The organism is Paraburkholderia atlantica (genome assembly GCF_009362785.1).
Classification (GTDB): domain Bacteria; phylum Pseudomonadota; class Gammaproteobacteria; order Burkholderiales; family Burkholderiaceae; genus Paraburkholderia; species Paraburkholderia atlantica.
The window spans coordinates 119,610-140,742 of the sequence record NZ_WHNQ01000023.1 but is presented as its reverse complement, the minus strand read 5'-3'; the positions used below and the strand labels follow the sequence as shown (position 1 = coordinate 140,742).

Below are 21,133 nucleotides of genomic sequence, written 5' to 3'. Positions count from 1 at the left end.
GGCTCACCACCGAAGAGCTGTGGTGGAACCGTGACGGCCGCCTGATGACGCACGCGCCGTCGACGTACAAGATTCCCGCCGTCAGCGACACGCCCGCCGCATTCCACGTGCGGCTCTACGACAACAGCAATGCGGAGCCGACCGTGTTCCGCTCGAAGGCCGTCGGCGAGCCGCCATTGCTGCTGCCGTTCTCGGTGTTTCTCGCGATTCGCGATGCGATCGCGGCCGCGGTGCCGGGCGCGCGACATGCTCCGCCGTTGCGTGCGCCGGCCACGCCCGAGGCCATACTCGATGCGCTTGACGCGTTGCGTGCGTGGAAAGCGTCGCAGCACGCAGATCCGAACGAAGCCGCCGCACACGCCGACAACGCCGACACCCCCACGCCACCCGCCGCGCCGACGCCTGACGCGGCCCCGCAAGGAGAATCGCCGGATGCAAGCCTGGCTCACTGACCTGCAACATCTGCTCGCGCACGGCGACGCCGCCGTACTGGTGACGGTCGCGCGCGTCGAAGGTTCGGCGCCGCGCGAAGCCGGCACGAAGATGATCGTCACGCGCGAGGCGGCCAGGCATACGATCGGCGGCGGCCACCTCGAATGGAAGGCGATCGAGACCGCGCGCCAGGTGCTGCGCGACGGCATGCGTGCACCGCACATGCGGCGGCTCGAACGCTTCGCGCTGGGGCCGAGCCTCGGGCAGTGCTGCGGCGGCGCCGTGATCCTCGCGTTCGAGCGGCTCGACGTCGGCGATCTCGGCTGGCTCGCGTCGCTCGCCAAGCGTCTGGCGGCGGGGCAATCGACGGTGCGTAGCGTATCATTCGGCCCCGCGCCGGATGCGGTGATGCTGTCCGAGCCCGAGCCCGGCATCGACGGCGCCGACTGTCTGCTATGGGACGGCGCCGGTTTCGACGACAGCAGCGCGTTGCTGACCGAAACCATCGCGCCGGGCGAATTCGCCGTCGTGCTGTTCGGCGCCGGTCACGTCGGCGCGGCGCTCGTGCGCGTGCTCGCGACGCTGCCCTGCACGGTGCGCTGGGTCGACGAGCGCGATGCGCAGTTTCCGCCGCTCGATACGCTGCATGCGCCGAACGTGACGATCGACGCGAACGACGCACCCGACGAAGCGATCGATCAGGCCGCGCCGAACACGTACTTCATCGTGATGACGCACAACCACGCGCGCGATCTCGACCTCGCCGAGCGCATCCTGCGGCGCGGCGACTTCGCGTTCTTCGGCATGATCGGCTCGCACACCAAGCGCAAGCAGTTCGAACACCGGCTCGCGGCGCACGGCATCGATCCGGCGCGGATCGCGCGGATGAAGTGTCCGCTCGGCGTCGACGGCATCGTCGACAAATCACCGGAGGTCATCGCGATCTCGGCGGCCGCGCAGGTGCTGCAGGCGGTCGAGGCGAACGCCGGCGCGCGCCACGCGACGCAGGCGGTCTGATCCGCGAGCCGCACCGCTCATTACCCCACACAATTTCAAATCACCATGAATACGACAACCGCTACCCCCGCTTCCGTCGTTACGCTCGCCGACAAGACCGCGCGCGCGCCGAAGGCCGAGCTGCATATCCACATCGAAGGCTCGCTCGAACCCGAACTGATTTTCGCGCTCGCGCAGCGCAACGGCGTGAAGCTCGCCTACGACTCGGTGGAAGCCTTGCGCGCCGCCTATGCGTTCACCGATCTGCAATCGTTCCTCGACATCTACTACGCGGGCGCGAGCGTGCTGCTGCACGAGCAGGACTTCTACGACATGACGATGGCATACGTCGAGCGCTGTGTCGCCGACAACGTCGTGCATAGCGAAATCTTCTTCGACCCGCAGACGCACACCGAGCGCGGCGTGCGGATCGCGACGGTGGTGGCCGGCATCGAACGCGCGCTTGTCGACGCGGAAAAGCGCGGCATGACGAGCAAGCTGATCCTGTGCTTCCTGCGCCATCTGTCCGAGGACGATGCGCTCGCCACCTTCGACGAAGCGCTGCCCCTTTTCGAGCAGTACAAGCATCGGCTGATCGGCGTCGGGCTCGATTCGTCGGAGCGCGGTCATCCGCCGTCGAAGTTCGAGCGCGTGTTCGCGAAGGCGCGCGCGCTCGGTCTGAAGCTCGTCGCGCATGCGGGCGAAGAGGGCCCGCCCTCCTACATCTACGAAGCGCTCGATGTGCTGAAGGTCGACCGCGTCGATCACGGCGTACGCAGCATCGAGGACCCGGCGCTCGTCACGCGCCTTGCCGACACGCGCGTTGCGCTGACGGTGTGCCCGCTGTCGAACCTGAAGCTGTGCGTGTTCGACGACCTGACCAAACACACGCTGAAGGACTTGCTCGATCACGGCGTCGCGGTGACCGTCAATTCCGACGATCCGGCCTATTTCGGCGGCTACGTCAACGCGAACTATCTGGCGACGATCGACGCGCTGAAGCTCGACGACGCCGAGGTCTACACGATCATCCGCAACGGCTTCGAGGCGTCGTTCGTGACGCCCGAGGAACGCGCGATGCTGATCGGTAAGCTCGACGCGCATTGGCGGCAGTAAGCCGCGCGTTAATGGATTTCAACTGACCGGCCTCGACTGACGTCGGCGGCCAGCGGATTCGCTTCGTTCGGCAGACGGCAATGACCCGAACCGGGAAACCGCTGCCTGCGCCGCCCAGCTTTCAACATTCGGAGACAGCTTTTCCATGACTGAATCGGCTCATACCGCGCAAGCGGCACAAACGGCATTCCGTGCGCCGCTGCTGACCTTTAACGGCGATCCGGCGCACGCGCCGAACGCCGCGGTGTTCCACGAGGACGGTCTGTTGATCGTCGAAGACGGCCGCGTCGTCGCGGCGGACGCGTATGCGGCGCTCGCTTCGCGGCTGGCGCCAGGCACGCAGGTCGTGGAGCGGCGCGACAAGCTGATCGTGCCGGGCTTCATCGATACGCACATCCACTATCCGCAGACGGACATGATCGCGTCGCCAGCGCCGGGTCTGCTGCCGTGGCTCGATACGTACACGTTCCCGACCGAGCGTCGCTTCGCCGACATCGACCACGCGCGCGACACCGCGAGCTTTTTCGTCGACGAACTGCTCGCCTGCGGCACGACGACCGCGCTCGTGTACTGCACGGTCCACAAGGAATCCGCCGATGCCCTGTTGGCCGAGAGCGAAGCGCGCAATCTGCGCATGGTCGCGGGCAAGGTGCTGATGGACCGCCACTGCCCCGAATTCCTGCGCGATACCGCGCAATCGGGCTACGACGACAGCGCCGAGCTGATCGGCCGCTGGCACAATCGCGGCCGCCAGATGTACGCGCTGACGCCGCGCTTCGCGCCGACCTCGACCGAGGCGCAGCTCGAAGCCTGCGGCGCGCTCGCGCGACTGCATCCGGACGTGTTCATCCAGAGCCACGTCGCCGAGAACACCGACGAGGTGAAATGGGTCGCCGAGCTGTTCCCCGGCCACCGCAGCTATCTCGACATCTACGATCACTACGGCCTGTTGCGCCGTCGCGCGGTGTACGGCCATTGCATCTACCTCGACGACGAGGACCGCAAGCGCATGGCCCAAACCGGCGCGCTCGCGTCGCACTGCCCGACGTCGAACCTGTTCCTCGGCAGCGGCCTGTTCGACTTCGACAAGGCCGACTCGGCCGGCATGCCGATCGCGCTTGCGACCGACGTCGGCGGCGGCACGTCGTTCTCGATGCTGCAGACGATGAACGAAGCGCACAAGGTTGCGCGCCTCGGCGGCCACCATCTGACGGCGACGCGCATGTTCTATCTGGCGACCGCCGGCGCGGCCGAAGCGCTCGATCTCGGCGACAAGGTCGGCACGCTGAGGGACGGCTCGGAAGCGGACTTCGTCGTGCTCGATCCGCAGGCGACGCCGCTGCTCGCGCGCCGCACCGCGCGGCGTGAATCGCTCGAAGAGCTGCTGTTCGCGTTCGCGCTGCTCGGCGACGATCGCGCGGTGTATGAAACGTATGCGGCCGGCAAGCGCGTGCATCGCCGCGACGACGCGCGCCGGCACGTACCGGGGCGCGCGAAGATCGCGGCCTGAGGCTGGCTCGGCCGAGGCGCGCCTCAGCCCGCCTTGCACACCTCGTGCAACGCGTCGAGCCGCCGCACCGGGTCCGCGACATACGGATTCGACTCGTCCCACGCGTAACCGGCGAGCACCGCGCAGATCATCCGACGGATCGGCGTCACCTGCTCCGGGTAGTAGATGATGTCCTGCAACTCGCCCGTGTACCAGCGTTCGACGAACGCGCGGAACGTGTCGATGCCCTTGCGCAACGGCACGTCGTAGTCGGCTGACCAATCCACCTGCTCGCCGTCGAGCTGCCGGTTCAGCGCGCGCGCCGCCAGATGCGCGGAGCGCAGCGCAATCGTCACCCCCGACGAAAACACCGGATCGAGAAACTCACCCGCATTGCCGAGCAGCGCATAGCCCGGCCCGTGCAAACTCGCGACGTTCGCCGCGTAGCCGCCGATTCTCCGCACCGGCATCAGGAACGGCGCGTGGCCGATCAGCCGGTTCAGCGTCGGCTCCTGCTGGATCAGCGCGCGCAGCGTCGCCTCGCGCTCCCCTTCCGGCACGTCGAGAAAACTCGCCTCGGCGACACACCCCACCGAAGAACGGCCGCCCGCGAGCGGAATCATCCAGAACCACACGTCGCGACGCTCGGGATGCGTCGCGATGCAGATCTTGTTGCGATCGATGTCGTCGAGCGCGAGGCCGTCGCGCACGTGCGTGAACAATGCGGCGCGCGTCGGCATGCGCGTCGGGGTCTCCAGATTCAGCAGACGCGGCAGCACGCGCCCGAAGCCGCTCGCATCGAGCACGAAACGCGCTTCGACCTGATACGCGCGCCCCGCGTCATCGACGACGTCGAGCACGGGCGCCTCGCCCGTCTGCACCGCGCTCACCGTGTGGCCGAAGCGCACGTCGGCGCCCTGCGCGGCCGCGCAGCGAATCAGCACGTCGTCGAACAGCGCGCGCTCGACCTGGTAGGTGGTGCCCCAGCCTGGCGAATGCTTGTCGCGGAAGTCGAACGACGAGGTCTGGTCGCGATATACAAAGTGCGCGCCGTTCTTGTACTGGAAACCCGCCTCGACGACGGCCTGCAGCATGCCGGCCTCTTCGAGGTACGCCATGCTTTGCGGCAACAGGCTCTCGCCAATCGAGAAGCGCGGAAAGTGCTGACGCTCCAGCACCAGCACCGAGCGGCCGGCCTTGCGCAATAGCGCGGCAGCTACCGCGCCGGCCGGACCCGCGCCGATGATCGCGGCGTCGACCACGGTGCGCTTCGAAGAATCGATATTCAATTCACTGCTCCAACGGTTTGCATGCGCTTGCGCCGCATGCCGGGTTTTTTCGTGCATCGCGCGGTCTCGCGCGATGCACCGTCTTGTCGCTACAATCTGTCTCCACATTAAGAACAACGCTTCGCCGGGGAGTGCATCGTGTCGTCATCCGAACTGTCCAGTGTGCCCTTTGTGCCGGAGACGGCCTTTGGAATCTGGTTCCTGCGCACGCACACGTGGGAGCACCACGTGTTGCGGGTCGCGATCAACGATCTGAAACGCCTGATCGATGCGCCGCTGCCCGACGCGCCGGTCATCGTCGATGCGGGCTGCGGGCAAGGCGTTTCGTTTCGCCTGCTCGCCGAGGCGTTCAGGCCGCGCCGCATCGTCGGGGTCGATTTCCATGCGCCGTCGTTGACGCTCGCCGCACAGGCCGCGCGCGCCTGCCGCGATAGGCTCGCCGACATCGAACTGCTGCATGGCGACTGCGCGCAACTGCCGCTGCCCGATGCGAGCGCCGACATCGTGTTCTGCCATCAGACCTTCCATCATCTCGTCGAGCAGGAGCGCGCACTCGCCGAGTTCCGCCGCGTGCTCAAACCCGGCGGCGTGCTGCTGTTCGCCGAATCGACCGACGCGTACATCAAGTCCTGGGTGATCCGGCTGCTGTTCCGTCATCCCATGCATGTGCAGAAGAGCGCCGACGGCTATCTCGACATGATCCGCCGCGGCGGCTTCAGCTTCGGTCCTCGCAACGTTTCGCTGCCCTACCTGTGGTGGAGCCGCGCGAAAGACTTCGGTCTGCTCGAACGCCTCGGCCTGTACCGGCCGCAACCCGGCAAGCGTCGCGAGACCCTCGTCAATGTCGCGGCCGTGAAGACTGCCGAGGCCTAGCGCGAAGTCAACCCGCGTCGAGCACGACCATCTGGCCGCGCACCGCGATCGCGGCTGCGCTCGGGCTCACGCCGCACGTGAAGTCGCTCGACGAGTTCGTTTCGGTGCTATGAAAGCGCGTCGACACGTCGATCACCGCATTCGCGTGACGCGTGATCGCCGCCTCGCGTAGCTTGTGCACCGCCTCGCGGAGCGCGAGGTGGCACGCCTCGTTCGGGTCCGACACCTTGCGCGCGATTCGCACCGAATACGACACTTCGCCGAGCCGCGTCTTCACCGGGGGATGATTCTGATCGCCAAAGTACACTGGCACCTCGCCGCGCGATTCACCAGCCGACGCCGAGAACGGCAGCGACTTCACTTCCGTGGCGCAGCCGGCCTGCGTCAAGGCCACTACCAGCAGCGCCCCCACCAAAGACAACTGTTTCATTCTTATCCTCTACCCCGTTTGCGGATTAGCGGCCGCTTCCCTATTTCGCGGCCAATGGTCGTGGCGAACAGCAGCGTCTGACTCAAACGCCTCGCCACGCTTCGAACATCAGGCTCGCGCAACTGCCGCCGAACCCGAATGAAACCGACATTGCCGCGTCGATGCTCGCCTCGCGCGCGATGCGCACGAGCGGCATGTCGCGCACTTGCGGCTCCGGCGTATCGACCTGCGCCGTCGCGGCGATAAAACCCTCGCGCATCATCAGCAGCGTATAGATCGCCTCGTGCGCACCGCATGCGCCAAGCGAATGCCCGGTCAGACCCTTGGTCGACGAAAACGCGGGCACGCCTTCAGCCGATCCGCCGAACACGTCGCGCAACGCGTGCAGCTCTTCGAGATCGCCAAGCGGCGTCGACGGCGCATGCGTATTCACGTAATCGGGACGGCGGCCCGCCTGCTCGAGCGCGCCGCGTATTGCGCGCGCGATACCAGCCGCACGCGGCGCTACCATGCCCGCGCGATCGGTGCAATCGCCGAAGCCCGTCAGCTCCGCGTAGATGCGCGCGCCGCGCGCGAGCGCATGATCGAGCGCTTCGAGCACGAGCACGCCGCCACCCGACGCGATCACAAAACCGTCGCGCTGCGTGTCGTAGGGTCGCGATGCGCTGTGTGGCGTGTCGTTGAAGCGTCGCGACAACGCGCCCATCGCGTCGAACATCAGTGTGGTGTTGTCGTGCAGCGCTTCGCTGCCGCCCGCGAGCACGACCTGTTGACGGCCGGTCTGGATCAGTTGCATCGCCTGACCGATCGCGAGCGCCGACGTCGTGCAGGCCGCCGACGGCGAATAGCTGACGCCTTCTAGCCCGAACATCTGCGCGACGTTCGCCGATGCGGTGCTGCTCATCGCATGCGGCACCGTGTAGGGCAGGACCTTGTCGACGCCGCGTGTTTGCGCAACCGCGAGCGCCGCGTCGTAGCTCGCCATCGTGCCGATGCCCGAGCCGATCACGACGCCCGCGTGCGGCGACTGCAATGCTTCTGATGCGAGCCCCGCATCGTCGATGGCACGCCTCGCGGCGTGGCACGCGAAGCGCGCGGTATCGCCCATGAAGCGTTCCTGCTTGCGCTCGAATGGCCGCTCGTGCGCGACCGACGCAACGCCCGCGACCTGCGACGCAAACCCGCGCTCGCGCCACGCTTCAATGCGCTCGACGCGCGAGCGCCCCGCGCGCAACCGAGCCGAGACTTCGTCGAGCGTATTGCCGAGACACGACACGATGCCCATGCCGGTCACGACCACGCGTTGCAGGCCGCCGCTCATCGAACGCGCCGGAAAATCAGCGACGTATTGATGCCGCCGAACGCGAAGTTGTTGCTCATCACATACTCGGCGTCGATCGCGCGCGCGTCGCCGACGATGTAATCGAGCGGCGCGCAAGCCGGATCGACGTGGTCGAGATTCAGCGTCGGCACGTACCAGTTGCGCTTCAACATCTCGATCGTCCACCACGCCTCGATCGCGCCGCACGCGCCGAGCGTATGGCCGACATAGCTTTTCAGCGAGCTGATCGGCATGCGCGCGCCGAAGGTCTGCGCGGTCGCATGGCTTTCGGCGATGTCGCCGCGATCGGTCGACGTACCGTGCGCGTTCACATAGGCAATCGCTTCGGGCGCCAATTGCGCGTCGCGCAGCGCGAGCTGCATCGCGAGCGCCATCGTGTCGGCGGTCGGTTGCGTCATGTGCGCGCCGTCCGAGTTGCAGCCGAAGCCGACCACCTCGGCGTGAATCCGCGCGCCGCGCGCCACTGCGTGCTCGTACTCTTCCAGCACCAGCGTCGCCGCGCCCTCGCCGACCACGAGACCATCGCGCGCGGCATCGAACGGACGCGGCGTCAGCTGCGGCTCGCTACGCGTGCTGGTCGCGTACAGCGTGTCGAACACGGCGACCGCCGGACCCGACAACTCTTCCGCACCGCCCGCGAGCATCAGCGTCTGCTTGCCGGACTGGATCGCCTCGTACGCATAGCCGATCGCCTGGCTGCCCGACGCGCACGCGCACGAGGTCGGGATGATGCGGCCTTTGAGGTCCCAGAACAGGCTCACGTTGACGGCCGTCGTATGCGGCATCATCTGCACGTAGCTGTTCGACGTGACGTTGTTCATCGAGCCGGTTTCGAGCATCGTGCCGAACGCGCGGATCGGCTGCACCGAGCCCGACGACGAACCGTACGCGACGCCCATGCGGCCGTCGGCGATGGCCGGGTCATCGGCGAGCCCCGCGTCGGCGAGCGCGAGTTCGCTCGCGCGCACCGAGTACAGCGACACCGGGCCCATCGAGCGCACCTTCTTGCGCGGGTAATGCGCGGGGGTCGTGAATTCGGGTAGCGGACACGCGAGCCGCGTATGCAGCGACTCGAAGTAGTCCCACTCGGGCATGCGGCGCACCGCGTTCTCGCCGCGCTTCAGGCGCGCTTCGACCGCATCCCAGCTATCGCCGAACGCGGTGACGCCACCCATGCCGGTGATGACGACGCGCTTCATCAGACCATCCCGCCGTTCACGCCGATCACCTGACGCGTCACGTACGACGCGCCATCCGACATCAGAAAGCTCACCACCGACGCGACTTCCGCCGGCTGGCCGACGCGGTTCATCGGCACGGTCTTCAGCGCGTGGTCGACCGTGACCTGTTCGAGCATGCCGGTTTCGATCAGCCCCGGCGCGACGCAATTGACAGTGATATTGCGCGACGCGAGTTCGACCGCGAGCGCCTTGGTCGCGCCGATCAGTCCCGCCTTCGCGGCGCTGTAGTTGACCTGGCCGCGATTGCCCATCACGCCCGACACCGAAGCGATCGTGACGATGCGGCCGCCCTCGCGCGCGCGCACCATCGGCATCGTCAGCGGATGCACGACGTTGTAGAACGCATCGAGGCCGGTTTCGATCACGACGTCCCAGTCTTCTTCGGTGAGCGCCGGAAACGCGGCGTCGCGCGTGACGCCCGCGCTGCACACGATGCCGTAGTACGGACCGTGCGCGGCGACGTCGGCTTCGAGCGCCTCGCGGCACGCGGCGCGCTCGCGCACGTCGAATTGCAGCACGCGCGCCGTGCCGCCCTGCGCGGCGATGCCCGTCGCGACCGCGTCGGCTTCGCTACGCCCGGTGCGGCAATGCACGGTCACGGCAAAACCGTCGGCGGCCAACTTGTACGCAATCGCTCGGCCGATGCCGCGGCTTGCGCCGGTAACGAGAACTCGCCGGCTCATGTACTGATGCTCCCTTCGATGAATGACTGGAAATCGGGCGGTTGATACACCTTGACGACCGCTTCGGCGCAGCGCGCGTCGCCGTCATCGATCGTGCATTCGTAGGCGCCGTGGCCTGCGTCGCTGCGCAGCAGTTCGCTCACGTGAACCCGCAGGCGCGCGCCGCTTCGGAATGCGGGCTGCAACGCCTGATAGCTGCGCGAACCGAGCAGCACGCCCGGGTGCGCCTCGCCGCCGCCACGCATCGCAAGAAGCGAGATGTGCGCGGCGATCGCCTGCGCCATCACCTCGATGCCGACCCACGCGGGCATCGCGCCGGCGGTGTCGGCATACCATGCGTGCGGGTCCACGTTGGCGAAGGCGCTCAGCGTCGTGTCGTCGAACGTATCGACCGCGTCGAGCAGCAGCATGCTGCCGCGATGCGGGATGATCGCTTCGATCGGCTGCCGCACGAGTTGCTCGACGGTTGGTAGCGGGGTCGTCATGCGCATCACCGGGCCAGAATCAGGCTGACATTGCTGCCGCCGAATGCGAACGAATTGCTCATCGCATACTGCGCGCCCGCGCGCGGTAGAGAGCGCTGGCCGTCGACGAGGTCGAGCGCGGGCAGCGAGGGATCGGCCTCGCCGTCCCACAGATGCGGCGGCAGCGTCGCGTTCTCATGCGCGAGCGTGAGCCACGCAAAGCCGAGTTCGGTCGCGCCGGCCGCGCCGAGCTGATGGCCGGTCAACGGCTTGGTGCCGCTCGCGGCGACCCCGTCCGGGAACACGCGCGCCATCAGATGCGCTTCCATTTCGTCGTTCTTCTGCGTGGCGGTCGCGTGCAGATTCACATAGCCGACCGCCGACGCCGCGATGCCCGCGTCCACGAGCGCGTCGCGAAGCGCGAGTTCGCCGCCGACACCCTGCGGGTCCGGCGCCGAAATATGGTGCGCGTCGCTCGATTCGCCGACGCCCGCGAGCCGCACTGCCGCTTCGTCGCGGCTCATCAAGAACACGGCCGCGCCCTCACCGACGTTGATGCCGCGGCGATTGCGGCTCATCGGATTGGTGCGCGCGCTGCTGGTCGATTCGAGCGACGCAAAGCCCTGCACCGTCAACTCGCATAGCGAATCGACGCCACCGACGACGACCGCATCGCACAGCTGCAATTGCAGCAGCCGGCGCGCCGACGCGAACGCCTTCGCGCTCGACGTGCACGCGGTCGAAATCGTAAACGCCGGACCCTGCACGCCGAGCGCTGCGGCCGCGAATGGCGCGGCGGTGCCGATTTCCATCTGCCGGTAGTTGAAGCTCTCCGGCAGCTCGCCGGCTCGGGCGTGATAGACGAACGCGGTTTCGGCCGCCTCGATGCCCGACGTGCTGGTGCCGAGCACGACGCCGATGCGCTCCGGGCCGTAGCGCTCGCGCGCGGCTTCGATCGCAGGCGCGATCTGTGCGAGCACCGCGAGCAGTAGCCGGTTGTTGCGGCAGTCGTAGCGCGCGAGATCCGCGCGCGGCGCGAGATCGAGCGGCGCCAGCACGCTGCCGACGAACGCGTCGCCGATACCGGTGTGCACGTTGCCCATGCCGGGCGAATGCGCGGCGGCGAGCGCCGGCACGATCTCGTCGAGGTCGCCGCCGAGCGCGTTGATCATGCCAAGTGCTTGTAAATAAACCGATGGCGCTTTCATGCCGCCCTCCGTGATTCCGTTGGCCCGCCCGAAGACGCAGCCGATGGCATGCCGATGGGCGCGAGCAGCACCGCGGCCGCGATGCCGAGTGCGAGTGTGGTGCCGAAGCTTTTCAGCGCGGGCATCGCGCTGACGCCGAGCATGCCGAACGACAACAACGCGGTGGCCGCCGACAGCAGTACGCCGGTCCACACCGCGCCGAGATCCGCCTGCGCGCGCGAACAGCCTTCGCGCAGAAACACCGCATAGTTTGCGCCGACGCCGAGCACCAGCATCAGCGCGAGCCAATTGAACAGATTGAGCGGCACGCGCGCGTAGCCGAATACTGCCAGCGCAATGCCAACCGCGAGCACCACGGGCAAGGTCGTGGCGATACCGCCGCGCGCTCCGTAGCGCAGCACCAGCAGCACGCACACGAGCGCGAGCGTGCCGCCCAGCCACCAGCCCGTATCCACGCGATACTCGCCGAACAGCTTCGACACGCTCGCGGCCTTGTCGACGAACACGACGCCGGGCAACCCGTGCGCGAGCGCGATCAGCGCGGGCTCGTTGCGTGGTGTCACGCCTTTCGGAATCACGACGGCCGCATGCTCTGGTGCATGCGTTCCATTGGCTTCGTTCGATTCCACCGCGCCGAGCCACAAATGCCGGTACGGCTGCGACCACGGCGCCGCGAGCCAGCGCTCGACGGTCAGAGGCGCTGGCGGCTTCGCGAAATCGGCGAGCCACGCATCGGCGACTTCGTCCTTGAAACCCGCTTGCAGCAGCGTCGCGCGCAGGGCGGCGGAATCGTTGAAGAGATGCTGCGCGAGCAGCGCGCGATCTTCGCTCTGGCGCCGCGCGGACGGCACGAACTGTGCAACCGACTGATAACCGCCGACGCTGTCCGCGGTGCCGTTCAGCGCATCGAGCTTCGCGCCGAGCGCTTCGGCGCGTTCCAGCACCGCTTCTTGCGTCGCACCGCGCACGACGAAAAACTGCGCGCTGTTATCGACGCCGACCGCCGCGCGCACCGCGTCTTCCTGCGCGAGCAGCGACGCGTCGCGCTGGACCAGCAAATGGATGTCGTCGTCGCTGGTCAGACGCAGCCAGCCGGGCGCCGCCGCGATCACCAGCAGCGCCGCGACGAGCCACGCGCGCTTGCCGCCGACTGCATGCTGCCAGTGCGCGAGCAGCCGCGCCGCGCCTGCGAACAGGCGGCGCGGGTTGCGCTTAGGCGCCCGCGTGAGCAGCGCAGGCAGCAGCCATAGCACCGATGCGAACGCGGTCGTAATGCCGACCATCGCGAAGCACGCGATCTGCTTTAACGCCGGGAACGGCACCCACATCAGGATCGCGTAGCCGAGCAGGCTCGTCGTCAGCGCAACGCCCAGCGCGGGTCGCACCAGGCGCGCGCCGCGCCGTGCATCCCACTCACGGCCCGTGCCGAGATAGACGACGAAATACTGGATCGAATAATCGACCGCCTCGCCGATCAGGCTCGCACCGAACACGAGCGTCAGCAAATGCAGCTTGCCGAAGATCAGCAGCGTCGCCGCGAGCGCGCAGACGATGCCGAGCGCGGTCGAGACGAAGCCGAGCAGCAACAGACGCGGCGAGCGGAACACCCACATCATCAGCAACGCGATGCCGGCGAGCGACGCGATGCCGATCACGTGCACCTCGCGTTCGGACGCGCTGCGCGCGGCCTCGGCGTAGAACACGGCACCGGTGCGCGCCAGCGATACATCGGGGAATGCCTGTCGCAAGGCGCTTTGCGCGTCGGCAAGCGCCGTATGCACTGCGCGCTGCGTCCTGGTTTCGTAGGCGGAGCCCGGCAGCGTCGCGACGATCAGCACGCTGGTCGTGTCGCCATGTGCGTCGTGACCATGCGACACCAGCAGGTTGTCCTCGACTTCGAGGTTCGACGCCGCGAGCGGCAGATTGCCGAGCCAGCGTTCGAGCCAGCCGAACGGATCGTCGCCGAGTTGCGTGCTGAGGCCGCCTTGCAGCGGGCTGTAGATGCGCTGCGCGAGCATGTCGTGCAGCGTCGTGGCGCTGGCGCTCGCAAGCGCGCTGCGATCGGCCGGCCCGAGCAAGCCGAAGCGGTACGGCAGATACAGCGCCGTGATCTGCGACAGGTCGAACAGCGGCAGCTCGGCCGTCACCGACGCGAATGCCCCGCTGTTTCGCAACGACGCACCCAGTTGCTTCGCGGCCGCTTTCGCGTGCGCATCGTCGCGGCTCGTGACGAGCAGCACGGTGCGATCGCCAAGTGCGCTCGCGAGGGTGTCGACCGCTTTCTCGGCGACAGGGTCCGCTTCAGTCGCGGGCAGCAGCGCGAGCAGATTGGTTTCGAGCGGCGACGCGCCCGCGAAGCGCCAGCCGCAATAGAGCGTCGCCAGCAGCGCAAGCACGAGCCACGCGGCGCGCACGCCCCATGCCTGCTTCGCGGATCGCTGCTGCAGCATGTCCATCACGGCGCTCCGAACAGGCCGCGCTCGTCCGGCGTCGGCTCGGCGACGGCCGTGCTGTTCGCGAACTCGAGCTTCGTCACGTCGCCGTTCGCGAGCGTGATGCGCAGGCTTTGCAGATAATCGCCGCCGCTCATGTCGAGGCCTTTGATCGATTGCGCGAGTTGCGGCTGATTCGGCGTGAGGCGCATGCGCCATTGCGCGGCGCTGCCTTCGGCGCTCACGTCGAATTGCGAGTACAGCGCCGACAGATCGCCGCCGAGCATCGCGCGCATCATCTTCGACACCTGAGCGACGCCGCGTGTGCCCTGCGCACTATGTGTGGTGACGCGACGGCCGCTCGCGTCGACCTGTGCTACACCCGCATCGGTGATCACGTAAATGGCCTTGTACGGCGTGTCGATCTGCCAGATCACGCCGCGCTCGCGAAAGAACAGCAAGGTGCCGTTGCTGACGAGCGGCTGCTTCATCGCGGCGAGCGTCTGGGTCTGCGTGAATTGCGAGCGCACGCCTTTGGCCTGCGCGAGATGCGCGGCGATCTGCGAGACCAGCGCGGCGTTGGCGTTGTTAGCGGCGTTAGAGGCAGGGGCTGGGTTGCTGGCCATGGCCGCATCGGTTGACGCCGCTGGCAATGCAAGCGCCGCTATCATGCCGATCACACCCGCCGCCCTCGACATGACCGCGCGCAGCGCGCAGCGATTCATCGTCCCCATACGCGCTCCAGCTTTTCGAATACGACCTGCGGCGACACGAACTGCAATTCCTCGGTGGCGGCATCGACGGCGACCTGGATCGTATAGCCCTTCGTGAGCCGCGCGCCCGATGCGCAATCGACGATTTCATAGCCTATTTTCAGGCGGTTTTCGTATTCGAGCAGTTCCGCGCGCACTTCGAGCTTCTGTCCGTACAAGGCGGGCCGCACGTACTTCAGATGCGCCTCGACGATCGGCCACAGATAGCCGGACGCCCGCATCTGGCGATAGTCGTAGTCGAACGCGCGCAACAGCGCCGCGCGGCCCAACTCGAAGTACTTCAGATAGTTGCCGTGCCAGCACACGTTCATCGCGTCGACGTCGTGAAACGGCACTTCGACGGTCGCGCTCGCGGCGAGCACGTGCTGCGTTTTCCCGGGCTCGCTCATAGATTGATTCCTTGTTGATCGTCGATCATGTCCAGCAGTTCGCACGCGGCAATGCGCGCAGTGAGCGCGCGCAGCTCGCCTTCGAGCGCGCGGTCCTCGTCGACGAACGGCGAATGCGCCCCCACGTCGTCGACAAATGCGCGCAGCGGCGCGGGCACCGGCGTCGCGCTGTCGATCCGCAAGCGCAACTGCACGGCCTGCACCGTCGCGAGCGTGTGCGCGGCGGCGACCTGCTCCGTCAATTCGAGCACGCGCAGGCAGTCGCGCGCGGCGATCGTGCCCATGCTGACCTTGTCCTGGTTGTGCGCCTCGGTCGAGCGCGAAAACACGCTCGCGGGCATCGTGTTCTTCAGCGCCTCGGCGGTCCATGCGGACGACGAAATCTGCACGGCCTTGAAGCCATGATTGATCGCCGCGCGTTCGGGCGCCGCGCCCGACAGATTGCGCGGCAAGCCGTTGTTGAAGTTGACATCGACCAGCAGCGCAAGCTGCCGGTCCATCAGATCCGCCAGATTGGCGACGGCGACCTTCAGCGCATCCATCGCGAAGGCGATATGGCCGCCATAAAAATTGCCGCCGTGCAAAATGCGTTCGTTGTCGGGATCGATGAGCGGATTGTCGTTCGCGCTGTTCAGCTCGTTTTCGACGTCGCGGCGCACCCAGCCGAGCGCATCGCGTGCGACGCCGATCACATGCGGCGCGCAGCGAATCGAATAGCGGTCCTGCAGACGATGCCCCGGCGTGTCGGCGCGGCCGGCCAGATCGGCGCGAATCCACCCGGCCGCTTCGGCCTGGCCCGCGTGCGGCTTCACGTCGAACAGCGTCGCGTCGAAGTGCGCGGCGCGTCCGTCGAGCGCGACGGTCGCCAGCGCGGTCAAACGAGCGGCAAGCCGCGTCAGGTGCTCCGTGCGCTCTACCGCGAGACACGCGAGACCCGTCATCACGGCGGTGCCGTTCATCAGCGCGAGGCCTTCCTTCGGCGCGAGCGTCAGCGGCTCGACACCAAGCTCGGCCCACACGTCGCGCGCCGCGCGCAACGTACCGGCGTACTGCACGTCGCGCTCTCCCGCGAGCGCCGCCGCCACGTACGACAGCGGCGTCAGATCGCCGCTCGCGCCGACCGAGCCCTCGGACGGAATGCGCGGCAACACGCGATGATTGATCAACGCCGCGAGGCGTTCGAGCAGCACCGTGCGCACGCCCGAAAAGCCATACGCGAGCGAATTCAGACGCGCGGCGATCACCGCGAGGGTCTGCGCGTCGTCGAGATACGCGCCCATGCCGCAGCCGTGATAACGCGTCAGTTGCAGCGGCAATGCGTCGACGAGCGCCATCGGCACCTCGACCACGCAGGCGTCGCCATAACCGGTGTTGACGCCGTACACGGTCGCGCCGGCCGCCAACTGGCGGCGCAGAAACGCCGCGCCGCGCTCGATGCGCGCACGCCATGCGGGATCGTCGCTCAGCGCGACCGGCGCACGCTGGCGTGCAATCGCGACGACCTCTTCGATCTTCAGTCGGCGCGCGCCGACGACGACGGGCGCGCAGCCGGCCTCCACCTTCGCGGCAGTATTCGCAACAACACGTGCGCGTTGCACCTCGTTCAGATCATGTTCGGCCATTCGCGCCTCGCTTGGGGCTGGCCCAGAAATCGAAGAAGTTGAACCATTGATAAGGGGCCTTGCGGCAATAGTGTTCGAGCCGCAGCGCGTAGCGTTGTGCCCACGCGGCCAGATGCTGCGCGCGTTCGCGGCGCGGCAGCTCGATTCGCTCGGCGAACGGCTCGAAGTACATGCGATAGCCGTCGCGTTCCTTCAGGCAGAAGAACAGGTAAACCGGACAGCCGAGCGCATGCGCGAGCACGTAGGGCCCTTGCGCGAACGGCGCGCTCGCGCCGAGGAACTGCGCGTCGGTGGTGCGGCCCGCTTCGCGCACAGGTACCCGATCGCCGACGATCACCAGCAGCTCGCCCGCGTCGATGCGCTGCTGCATCAACACCGCGGTCTCGGGACCGAAGTCGCCGACTTCGAGCAGATGCCGCGCGAAGTCGCGATTGGACGACGCCAGCACCTGATTGAAGCGGCGAGCGTGCTCGGTGTACACGACCGCCGTGACCTTTGCGTGATCTCCACGCACGGCGAGCGCGCGCACCATCTCCAGATTGCCGAGATGCGCGCCGATCACGAGCGCGCCCTTGCCGCTCGCTATCAATGCTTCGAACGCCGAAGGATCGTCGAACGTGACGTCGGTGTCGTTGACGCGTCCGCTCCATGCGGCGAGCTTGTCGAAGCCCGACTGCGCGAACGCGAGCATATGGCGATACGCGGACAGCCAGCCCGGACGCGGCGTGTCGGCCGACGGCGCGACCGCGCTCAGACGCGTGAAGTAGTCGTCCGACGCGACGCGCGCGGCGCGGCCCGTCAGCAGAAAATACGCGACGACCGGATGCAGCCACAGCGCCGTGAAACGGCGGCCCAACAGCTTGCAGCTCAGCGCGAGCAGGCTCATGCCGAGGTGGCTGCCGCGTTCGGCGATACGCCACCAGGCTTCGGGCCGGGGTTCATCGGCAGATTCGTCCGCTGTGTCGGCGCGCGCGCCACGGCGCGGCATCAGCTTGTGCGCGAGCAGCATCGGCAGACGCCACAGCATGCCGAACACGAGCCGCGTATGGCTGCGGCTGATGCGCACGTTGTCCCACAGCACGTCGAAATGCGACACGCCGTCGGCCGCGTAAGTCACGCGCGTCGGGATCGAGCGGAACGCGACGCGCCGCCAGTACAGTCGCACGAGGATCTCGATGTCGAAATCCATGCGCGTCGGCAGCCGCACTCTGTCGATCAGCTCGCACGCGAGCGCGAGCGGATACAGACGAAAGCCGCACATCGAATCGCGGATCGTCAGCGACAGCGTTTCGATCCACACCCACACGTGGGTCAGATAGCGGCCGTACAGACGTGCCTTCGGCACGCTGTCGTCGTACACGGGACGGCCGAGAATCACCGCGCCGGGTTCGGCGCGCGCGGCATCGAGAAAGCGCGGCACGTCGCTCGCGTCGTGCTGGCCGTCGGCGTCGATCTGCAGCGCGTGCGTGTAGCCCGTGGCGCGCGCTGCGCGCAGGCCCGCCATCACCGCCGCGCCCTTGCCGCCGTTTTCGGGCAGACGCAGCAGCGTCATCTGCTGCGCGTATTGCAGTGCGAGCGCGGCGAGTACCTGCTGGGTCGGCTCGTCGCTGCCGTCATCGACGACGAAGATCGGCAGGCCGTGCACCGCGAGATGCGCGACGGTTGTGCCGATCGCATCCTTGTGGTTGTAGATCGGAATGACGATGCAGGGCGCGAACTTCATCACGCGTCCTCCCGATGCACGAGCACGCCCGACGCGCATTCGCGTCCATCGAGCCGGTACGCGAACTGCACGCGCCGGCGCGCGGCATCGTAGGCGAGCGTGAGCTCGAGCACCGCACCGGGCGACACCGGTGCCATGAACTTCAACCGATCGACCGACGCCACCTCACTCACCCTCGGCCAATACCCTGCCGCGAGCCGCGCCGCCCAGTCGACCTGCACGACGCCAGGCAGAATCGGCAGCCCCGGAAAGTGGCCGGCGAAATGCACGAGTGACGGCGGCACGCGCAGCAGGTAGTGCAGCGTGTCGCCCACGCGCATGTCGCCGACGCGCATGTCGCCGACGCGCGTTTCGGCGAGCACTTCCATACCCTCGGCGCGCGGCGCGAACGCGGCCGCGACCGCGCTCGCGGGCAGCTTGCCGCGCGAGTCGAACGGCAGGCTCACGCGAAAGCGCCAGTGACGCGGCAGCACGACCGCATCGAAGTAATCGGCCAGATGCCGGCGCAGCGTCTTCGCGAGCGCGACACGGCCTTCGGCGCGCAATGCCGCGCCGCCCGCTTCGGTCAGCGCGACCACCGCGCCGACCCGTTCGCGGGTCGCGCCTTCGAGCGGCACCAGCGCGGCCTGCGCGACATACGGATGCAGCGCGAGACGCGCCTCGAGCTCCGGCAGCGAGACGCGCTTGCCGTCGAGCTTCAGCACGCGGTCGAGCCGCCCTTGCAAATGGAAGCGCCCGTCGGCATCGAAGGCGATGCGGTCGCCCGTGCGATGCCAGCCGTCGTGATCGAGATGCGGCGAGCGCACGCATAGCGCGCCGTCTTCGTCGCGGCGCACCTCGGCGCCGGCGACCGGCTGCCACGCGTCGCCCTCGTCCTGGCGCCGCCACGCGATGCCGCCGGTTTCCGTGCTGCCGTAGATTTCGAGCGGCGCCGCGCCGTAGATGGCCGCATAAGGTTGCGCGGCATCGGCCGCGAGCGGACCGCCCGACGAAAAGAACGCGCGCGGCGCGGGCGCGAGCGCGGCGAAGCCCGGCAACGCGGGCCAGCGCGACAGTTGCGCGGGTGTCGACACGATCGCCGTCGCGCCGCCTTGGGCGATGCGCGCTTGCAGCTGCATCGGCTCCATGCAGATCGCGCGATCGAACGCGCGGCAGGCCGCGAGCGGCCACAAGACGCGAAACAGCAGACCGTAGATGTGGTGATGCGGCACGCTCGCGAGCATCGTCGCGTCGCCGATCAATGCGCCCCACTGCTGCTCCAGCGTGTGGACTTCGGCGTTGAATTGGGCGAGTGTCTTGCGGATCGGCTTCGGTGTGCCGCTGCTGCCGGAGGTGTAGAGCGTGAGCAGTGCGTGCGGGTCGATCGCGTACGAGGTGTGGGCTACGGCAGGCGTGGATGCGACGAACGGCGGTAGATCCGCATCCATCAGCATGAAGTCGTACGCGTCCGCGAGATCGGCGAGATAGCCCGGCGTTGCATTGGCCGGAATCACCGGCTCTTTGCCGCACGCGAACAGCGCGAACAAGGCGCAGGCGAACTCGAACGGATCGTCGATACAGAGCGCGCAGCGCGGCGCGTCGTGCTTACTCACGAGCTCGATCAAGCCCGCGACGCGCGCGCGAAACGCCGCCCGATCGAGCAGCATGTCGCCGTCGCGGCACACCGGTGTGGCAAGCGCGGCTTCGGCCGACAACAGATCATGCAACGCGATCATGCCACCTCCGGACCCAACCGCGCGGCGCGCGGCAGCACGACGAGGCGCCGCCACACGTACTCGCCCGCCAGCAGCGCGCCGATCAGCCCATACGCGATGACGCCGTTGTACAGCGACCAGCTCGCGCGGCTCCAATACAGCGCGGTATAGGCGGAAAACGCGCCGTTCAGCACGAAAAACCCGCACCAGACCTGGGTCACGCGCCGCGTATAGCGCACCGCGCCCGCCGGCAGATCGGGACTGCCGAGGCGCGCGAATTTTTCGATCATCGACGGCCCGCGCGCGAGCGTCGCGCCGAACGCGATCAGCAAACCGACATTGACGAGCGACGGATAGAAGCGCAGCAGCAGTTCGCTATCGGTGACGACGATCGCCGCCGACGCGCAGCTGAGCAGCATCACCACGCTCCAGTCGAGCGCGGAAAGCTGCCGCAGCGGCATCGAGACCGGACCGCCGCCGGCCCAGCGCTGCAGCCACAAAATCGCGAGCAGCATGCAGCCGACCAGACGCGGCGCGTCCCAGTGCCACGCGCATAAAATCAGCGCGGGGTACGCGAGTTTCAGCAACACCTGCAACACGGTTCTGCCGCAATGAGGCGGCATACCGGATTCGCTCGAGTCGGGGCGTGGCTCTGACATTTGCGTGCGCGAATGCGCGGACGGCATCAGCCTTGCGCCGCGAGCAGCGATTCGACCGCGCCGATCACATCGCCGACCGTGCGCACGGACTTGAAGTCCTCCGGCTTGATACGGCGGCCGGTCATTTCCTGCAGCTTGATCGCGAGATCGACCGCGTCGATGCTGTCGAGATCGAGATCTTCGAACAGGTGAGCGTCGGGAGTCACGCGCTCCGGCTCGATCGCGAAGTTCTCCTTGAAGATCGCGCGGATGCGCTCGAGAATCTCAGTCTCAGACAC

The 21,133-nt window shown here is 67.5% G+C and carries 19 protein-coding genes and 1 pseudogene; 5 read left to right on the top strand and 15 right to left on the bottom strand.

Going from position 1 to position 21,133, the window contains the following annotated elements:
- The 4 genes and pseudogenes from GCT19_RS27985 to guaD all read left to right on the top strand — a co-directional run.
- Positions 1–452: pseudogene (locus GCT19_RS27985) on the top strand (xanthine dehydrogenase molybdopterin binding subunit); the annotation flags it as partial.
- A complete protein-coding gene (gene xdhC / locus GCT19_RS27980) occupies positions 433–1,449 on the top strand; it encodes a xanthine dehydrogenase accessory protein XdhC (protein WP_018434439.1) in 1,017 nt (338 codons plus the stop codon). The pseudogene GCT19_RS27985 and the gene xdhC, both read left to right, overlap by 20 nt.
- 45 nt (positions 1,450–1,494) lie before the next feature.
- On the top strand, positions 1,495–2,544 hold the full coding sequence (locus GCT19_RS27975) for an adenosine deaminase (protein ID WP_018434440.1): 1,050 nt from the start codon (positions 1,495–1,497) through the stop codon (positions 2,542–2,544).
- A gap of 145 nt (positions 2,545–2,689) precedes the next feature.
- Complete coding sequence (guaD, locus tag GCT19_RS27970) at positions 2,690–4,054, top strand: guanine deaminase (RefSeq protein ID WP_152853736.1); 1,365 nt, start codon at positions 2,690–2,692, stop codon at positions 4,052–4,054.
- A 23-nt stretch (positions 4,055–4,077) separates the two neighbouring features.
- On the opposite strand, the gene GCT19_RS27965 is transcribed toward guaD, so the two are convergent.
- Entirely contained in the window at positions 4,078–5,322 is a 1,245-nt protein-coding gene (locus GCT19_RS27965; RefSeq protein ID WP_152853735.1) for an NAD(P)/FAD-dependent oxidoreductase, read from the bottom strand.
- A 138-nt stretch (positions 5,323–5,460) separates the two neighbouring features.
- Here GCT19_RS27965 and GCT19_RS27960 point away from each other — a divergent pair, with 138 nt between their 5' ends.
- On the top strand, positions 5,461–6,195 hold the full coding sequence (locus GCT19_RS27960; RefSeq protein ID WP_184251973.1) for a class I SAM-dependent methyltransferase: 735 nt from the start codon (positions 5,461–5,463) through the stop codon (positions 6,193–6,195).
- Between the two features lie 7 nt (positions 6,196–6,202).
- Here GCT19_RS27960 and GCT19_RS27955 read toward each other — a convergent pair whose 3' ends face one another.
- The 14 genes from GCT19_RS27955 to GCT19_RS27890 all read right to left on the bottom strand — a co-directional run bounded on the left by GCT19_RS27955 (position 6,203) and on the right by GCT19_RS27890 (position 21,133).
- On the bottom strand, positions 6,203–6,625 hold the full coding sequence (locus tag GCT19_RS27955; RefSeq protein ID WP_026228491.1) for a hypothetical protein: 423 nt from the start codon (positions 6,623–6,625) through the stop codon (positions 6,203–6,205).
- Positions 6,626–6,707: 82 nt separating this feature from the next.
- Positions 6,708–7,946 carry a beta-ketoacyl-[acyl-carrier-protein] synthase family protein gene (locus GCT19_RS27950; RefSeq protein ID WP_152853734.1) on the bottom strand — a complete coding sequence of 413 codons (1,239 nt, stop codon included), beginning with the start codon at positions 7,944–7,946 and terminating at the stop codon, positions 6,708–6,710.
- Positions 7,943–9,166, bottom strand: coding sequence for a beta-ketoacyl-ACP synthase (locus GCT19_RS27945; RefSeq protein WP_152853733.1), 1,224 nt, complete (start codon positions 9,164–9,166; stop codon positions 7,943–7,945). The genes GCT19_RS27950 and GCT19_RS27945 overlap by 4 nt, the downstream gene beginning before the upstream one ends.
- A complete protein-coding gene (locus GCT19_RS27940; RefSeq protein ID WP_018434447.1) occupies positions 9,166–9,891 on the bottom strand; it encodes a 3-ketoacyl-ACP reductase FabG2 in 726 nt (241 codons plus the stop codon). The genes GCT19_RS27945 and GCT19_RS27940 overlap by 1 nt, the downstream gene beginning before the upstream one ends.
- Positions 9,888–10,382, bottom strand: a complete 495-nt coding sequence (locus tag GCT19_RS27935; protein ID WP_152853732.1) for a hotdog family protein — start codon at positions 10,380–10,382, stop codon at positions 9,888–9,890. The genes GCT19_RS27940 and GCT19_RS27935 overlap by 4 nt, the downstream gene beginning before the upstream one ends.
- Positions 10,382–11,563, bottom strand: a complete 1,182-nt coding sequence (locus GCT19_RS27930) for a beta-ketoacyl-[acyl-carrier-protein] synthase family protein (protein WP_152853731.1) — start codon at positions 11,561–11,563, stop codon at positions 10,382–10,384. Before GCT19_RS27930 ends, GCT19_RS27935 begins: the two co-directional genes overlap by 1 nt.
- Positions 11,560–14,019, bottom strand: a complete 2,460-nt coding sequence (locus tag GCT19_RS27925) for an MMPL family transporter (protein ID WP_152853730.1) — start codon at positions 14,017–14,019, stop codon at positions 11,560–11,562. Before GCT19_RS27925 ends, GCT19_RS27930 begins: the two co-directional genes overlap by 4 nt.
- Positions 14,019–14,729, bottom strand: a complete 711-nt coding sequence (locus tag GCT19_RS27920; protein WP_152853729.1) for an outer membrane lipoprotein carrier protein LolA — start codon at positions 14,727–14,729, stop codon at positions 14,019–14,021. Before GCT19_RS27920 ends, GCT19_RS27925 begins: the two co-directional genes overlap by 1 nt.
- Complete coding sequence (locus GCT19_RS27915; protein ID WP_152853728.1) at positions 14,717–15,157, bottom strand: acyl-CoA thioesterase; 441 nt, start codon at positions 15,155–15,157, stop codon at positions 14,717–14,719. The genes GCT19_RS27920 and GCT19_RS27915 overlap by 13 nt, the downstream gene beginning before the upstream one ends.
- Positions 15,154–16,779: an HAL/PAL/TAL family ammonia-lyase gene (locus GCT19_RS27910; protein ID WP_152853727.1), complete on the bottom strand. Its 1,626-nt coding sequence runs from the start codon at positions 16,777–16,779 to the stop codon at positions 15,154–15,156. The genes GCT19_RS27915 and GCT19_RS27910 overlap by 4 nt, the downstream gene beginning before the upstream one ends.
- A complete protein-coding gene (locus tag GCT19_RS27905) occupies positions 16,766–18,502 on the bottom strand; it encodes a glycosyltransferase family 2 protein (protein ID WP_152853726.1) in 1,737 nt (578 codons plus the stop codon). The genes GCT19_RS27910 and GCT19_RS27905 overlap by 14 nt, the downstream gene beginning before the upstream one ends.
- Positions 18,502–20,217: an AMP-binding protein gene (locus GCT19_RS27900; protein ID WP_152853725.1), complete on the bottom strand. Its 1,716-nt coding sequence runs from the start codon at positions 20,215–20,217 to the stop codon at positions 18,502–18,504. The genes GCT19_RS27905 and GCT19_RS27900 overlap by 1 nt, the downstream gene beginning before the upstream one ends.
- On the bottom strand, positions 20,214–20,882 hold the full coding sequence (locus GCT19_RS27895; protein ID WP_152853724.1) for a COG4648 family protein: 669 nt from the start codon (positions 20,880–20,882) through the stop codon (positions 20,214–20,216). The genes GCT19_RS27900 and GCT19_RS27895 overlap by 4 nt, the downstream gene beginning before the upstream one ends.
- On the bottom strand, positions 20,882–21,133 hold the full coding sequence (locus tag GCT19_RS27890) for an acyl carrier protein (protein WP_018434457.1): 252 nt from the start codon (positions 21,131–21,133) through the stop codon (positions 20,882–20,884). The genes GCT19_RS27895 and GCT19_RS27890 overlap by 1 nt, the downstream gene beginning before the upstream one ends.

Excerpts from the sequence above, each read along its gene's own strand:
- xdhC (WP_018434439.1), top strand. The coding sequence starts at position 433 with ATGCAAGCCTGGCTCACTGACCTGCAACATCTGCTCGCGCACGGCGAC.
- GCT19_RS27975 (WP_018434440.1), top strand. The coding sequence starts at position 1,495 with ATGAATACGACAACCGCTACCCCCGCTTCCGTCGTTACGCTCGCCGAC.
- guaD (WP_152853736.1), top strand. The coding sequence starts at position 2,690 with ATGACTGAATCGGCTCATACCGCGCAAGCGGCACAAACGGCATTCCGT.
- GCT19_RS27955 (WP_026228491.1), bottom strand. The coding sequence starts at position 6,625 with ATGAAACAGTTGTCTTTGGTGGGGGCGCTGCTGGTAGTGGCCTTGACG.
- GCT19_RS27950 (WP_152853734.1), bottom strand. The coding sequence starts at position 7,946 with ATGAGCGGCGGCCTGCAACGCGTGGTCGTGACCGGCATGGGCATCGTG.
- GCT19_RS27945 (WP_152853733.1), bottom strand. The coding sequence starts at position 9,166 with ATGAAGCGCGTCGTCATCACCGGCATGGGTGGCGTCACCGCGTTCGGC.
- GCT19_RS27940 (WP_018434447.1), bottom strand. The coding sequence starts at position 9,891 with ATGAGCCGGCGAGTTCTCGTTACCGGCGCAAGCCGCGGCATCGGCCGA.
- GCT19_RS27935 (WP_152853732.1), bottom strand. The coding sequence starts at position 10,382 with ATGCGCATGACGACCCCGCTACCAACCGTCGAGCAACTCGTGCGGCAG.
- GCT19_RS27930 (WP_152853731.1), bottom strand. The coding sequence starts at position 11,563 with ATGAAAGCGCCATCGGTTTATTTACAAGCACTTGGCATGATCAACGCG.
- GCT19_RS27925 (WP_152853730.1), bottom strand. The coding sequence starts at position 14,019 with ATGGACATGCTGCAGCAGCGATCCGCGAAGCAGGCATGGGGCGTGCGC.
- GCT19_RS27920 (WP_152853729.1), bottom strand. The coding sequence starts at position 14,729 with ATGGGGACGATGAATCGCTGCGCGCTGCGCGCGGTCATGTCGAGGGCG.
- GCT19_RS27915 (WP_152853728.1), bottom strand. The coding sequence starts at position 15,157 with ATGAGCGAGCCCGGGAAAACGCAGCACGTGCTCGCCGCGAGCGCGACC.
- GCT19_RS27910 (WP_152853727.1), bottom strand. The coding sequence starts at position 16,779 with ATGGCCGAACATGATCTGAACGAGGTGCAACGCGCACGTGTTGTTGCG.
- GCT19_RS27905 (WP_152853726.1), bottom strand. The coding sequence starts at position 18,502 with ATGAAGTTCGCGCCCTGCATCGTCATTCCGATCTACAACCACAAGGAT.
- GCT19_RS27900 (WP_152853725.1), bottom strand. The coding sequence starts at position 20,217 with ATGATCGCGTTGCATGATCTGTTGTCGGCCGAAGCCGCGCTTGCCACA.
- GCT19_RS27895 (WP_152853724.1), bottom strand. The coding sequence starts at position 20,882 with ATGCCGTCCGCGCATTCGCGCACGCAAATGTCAGAGCCACGCCCCGAC.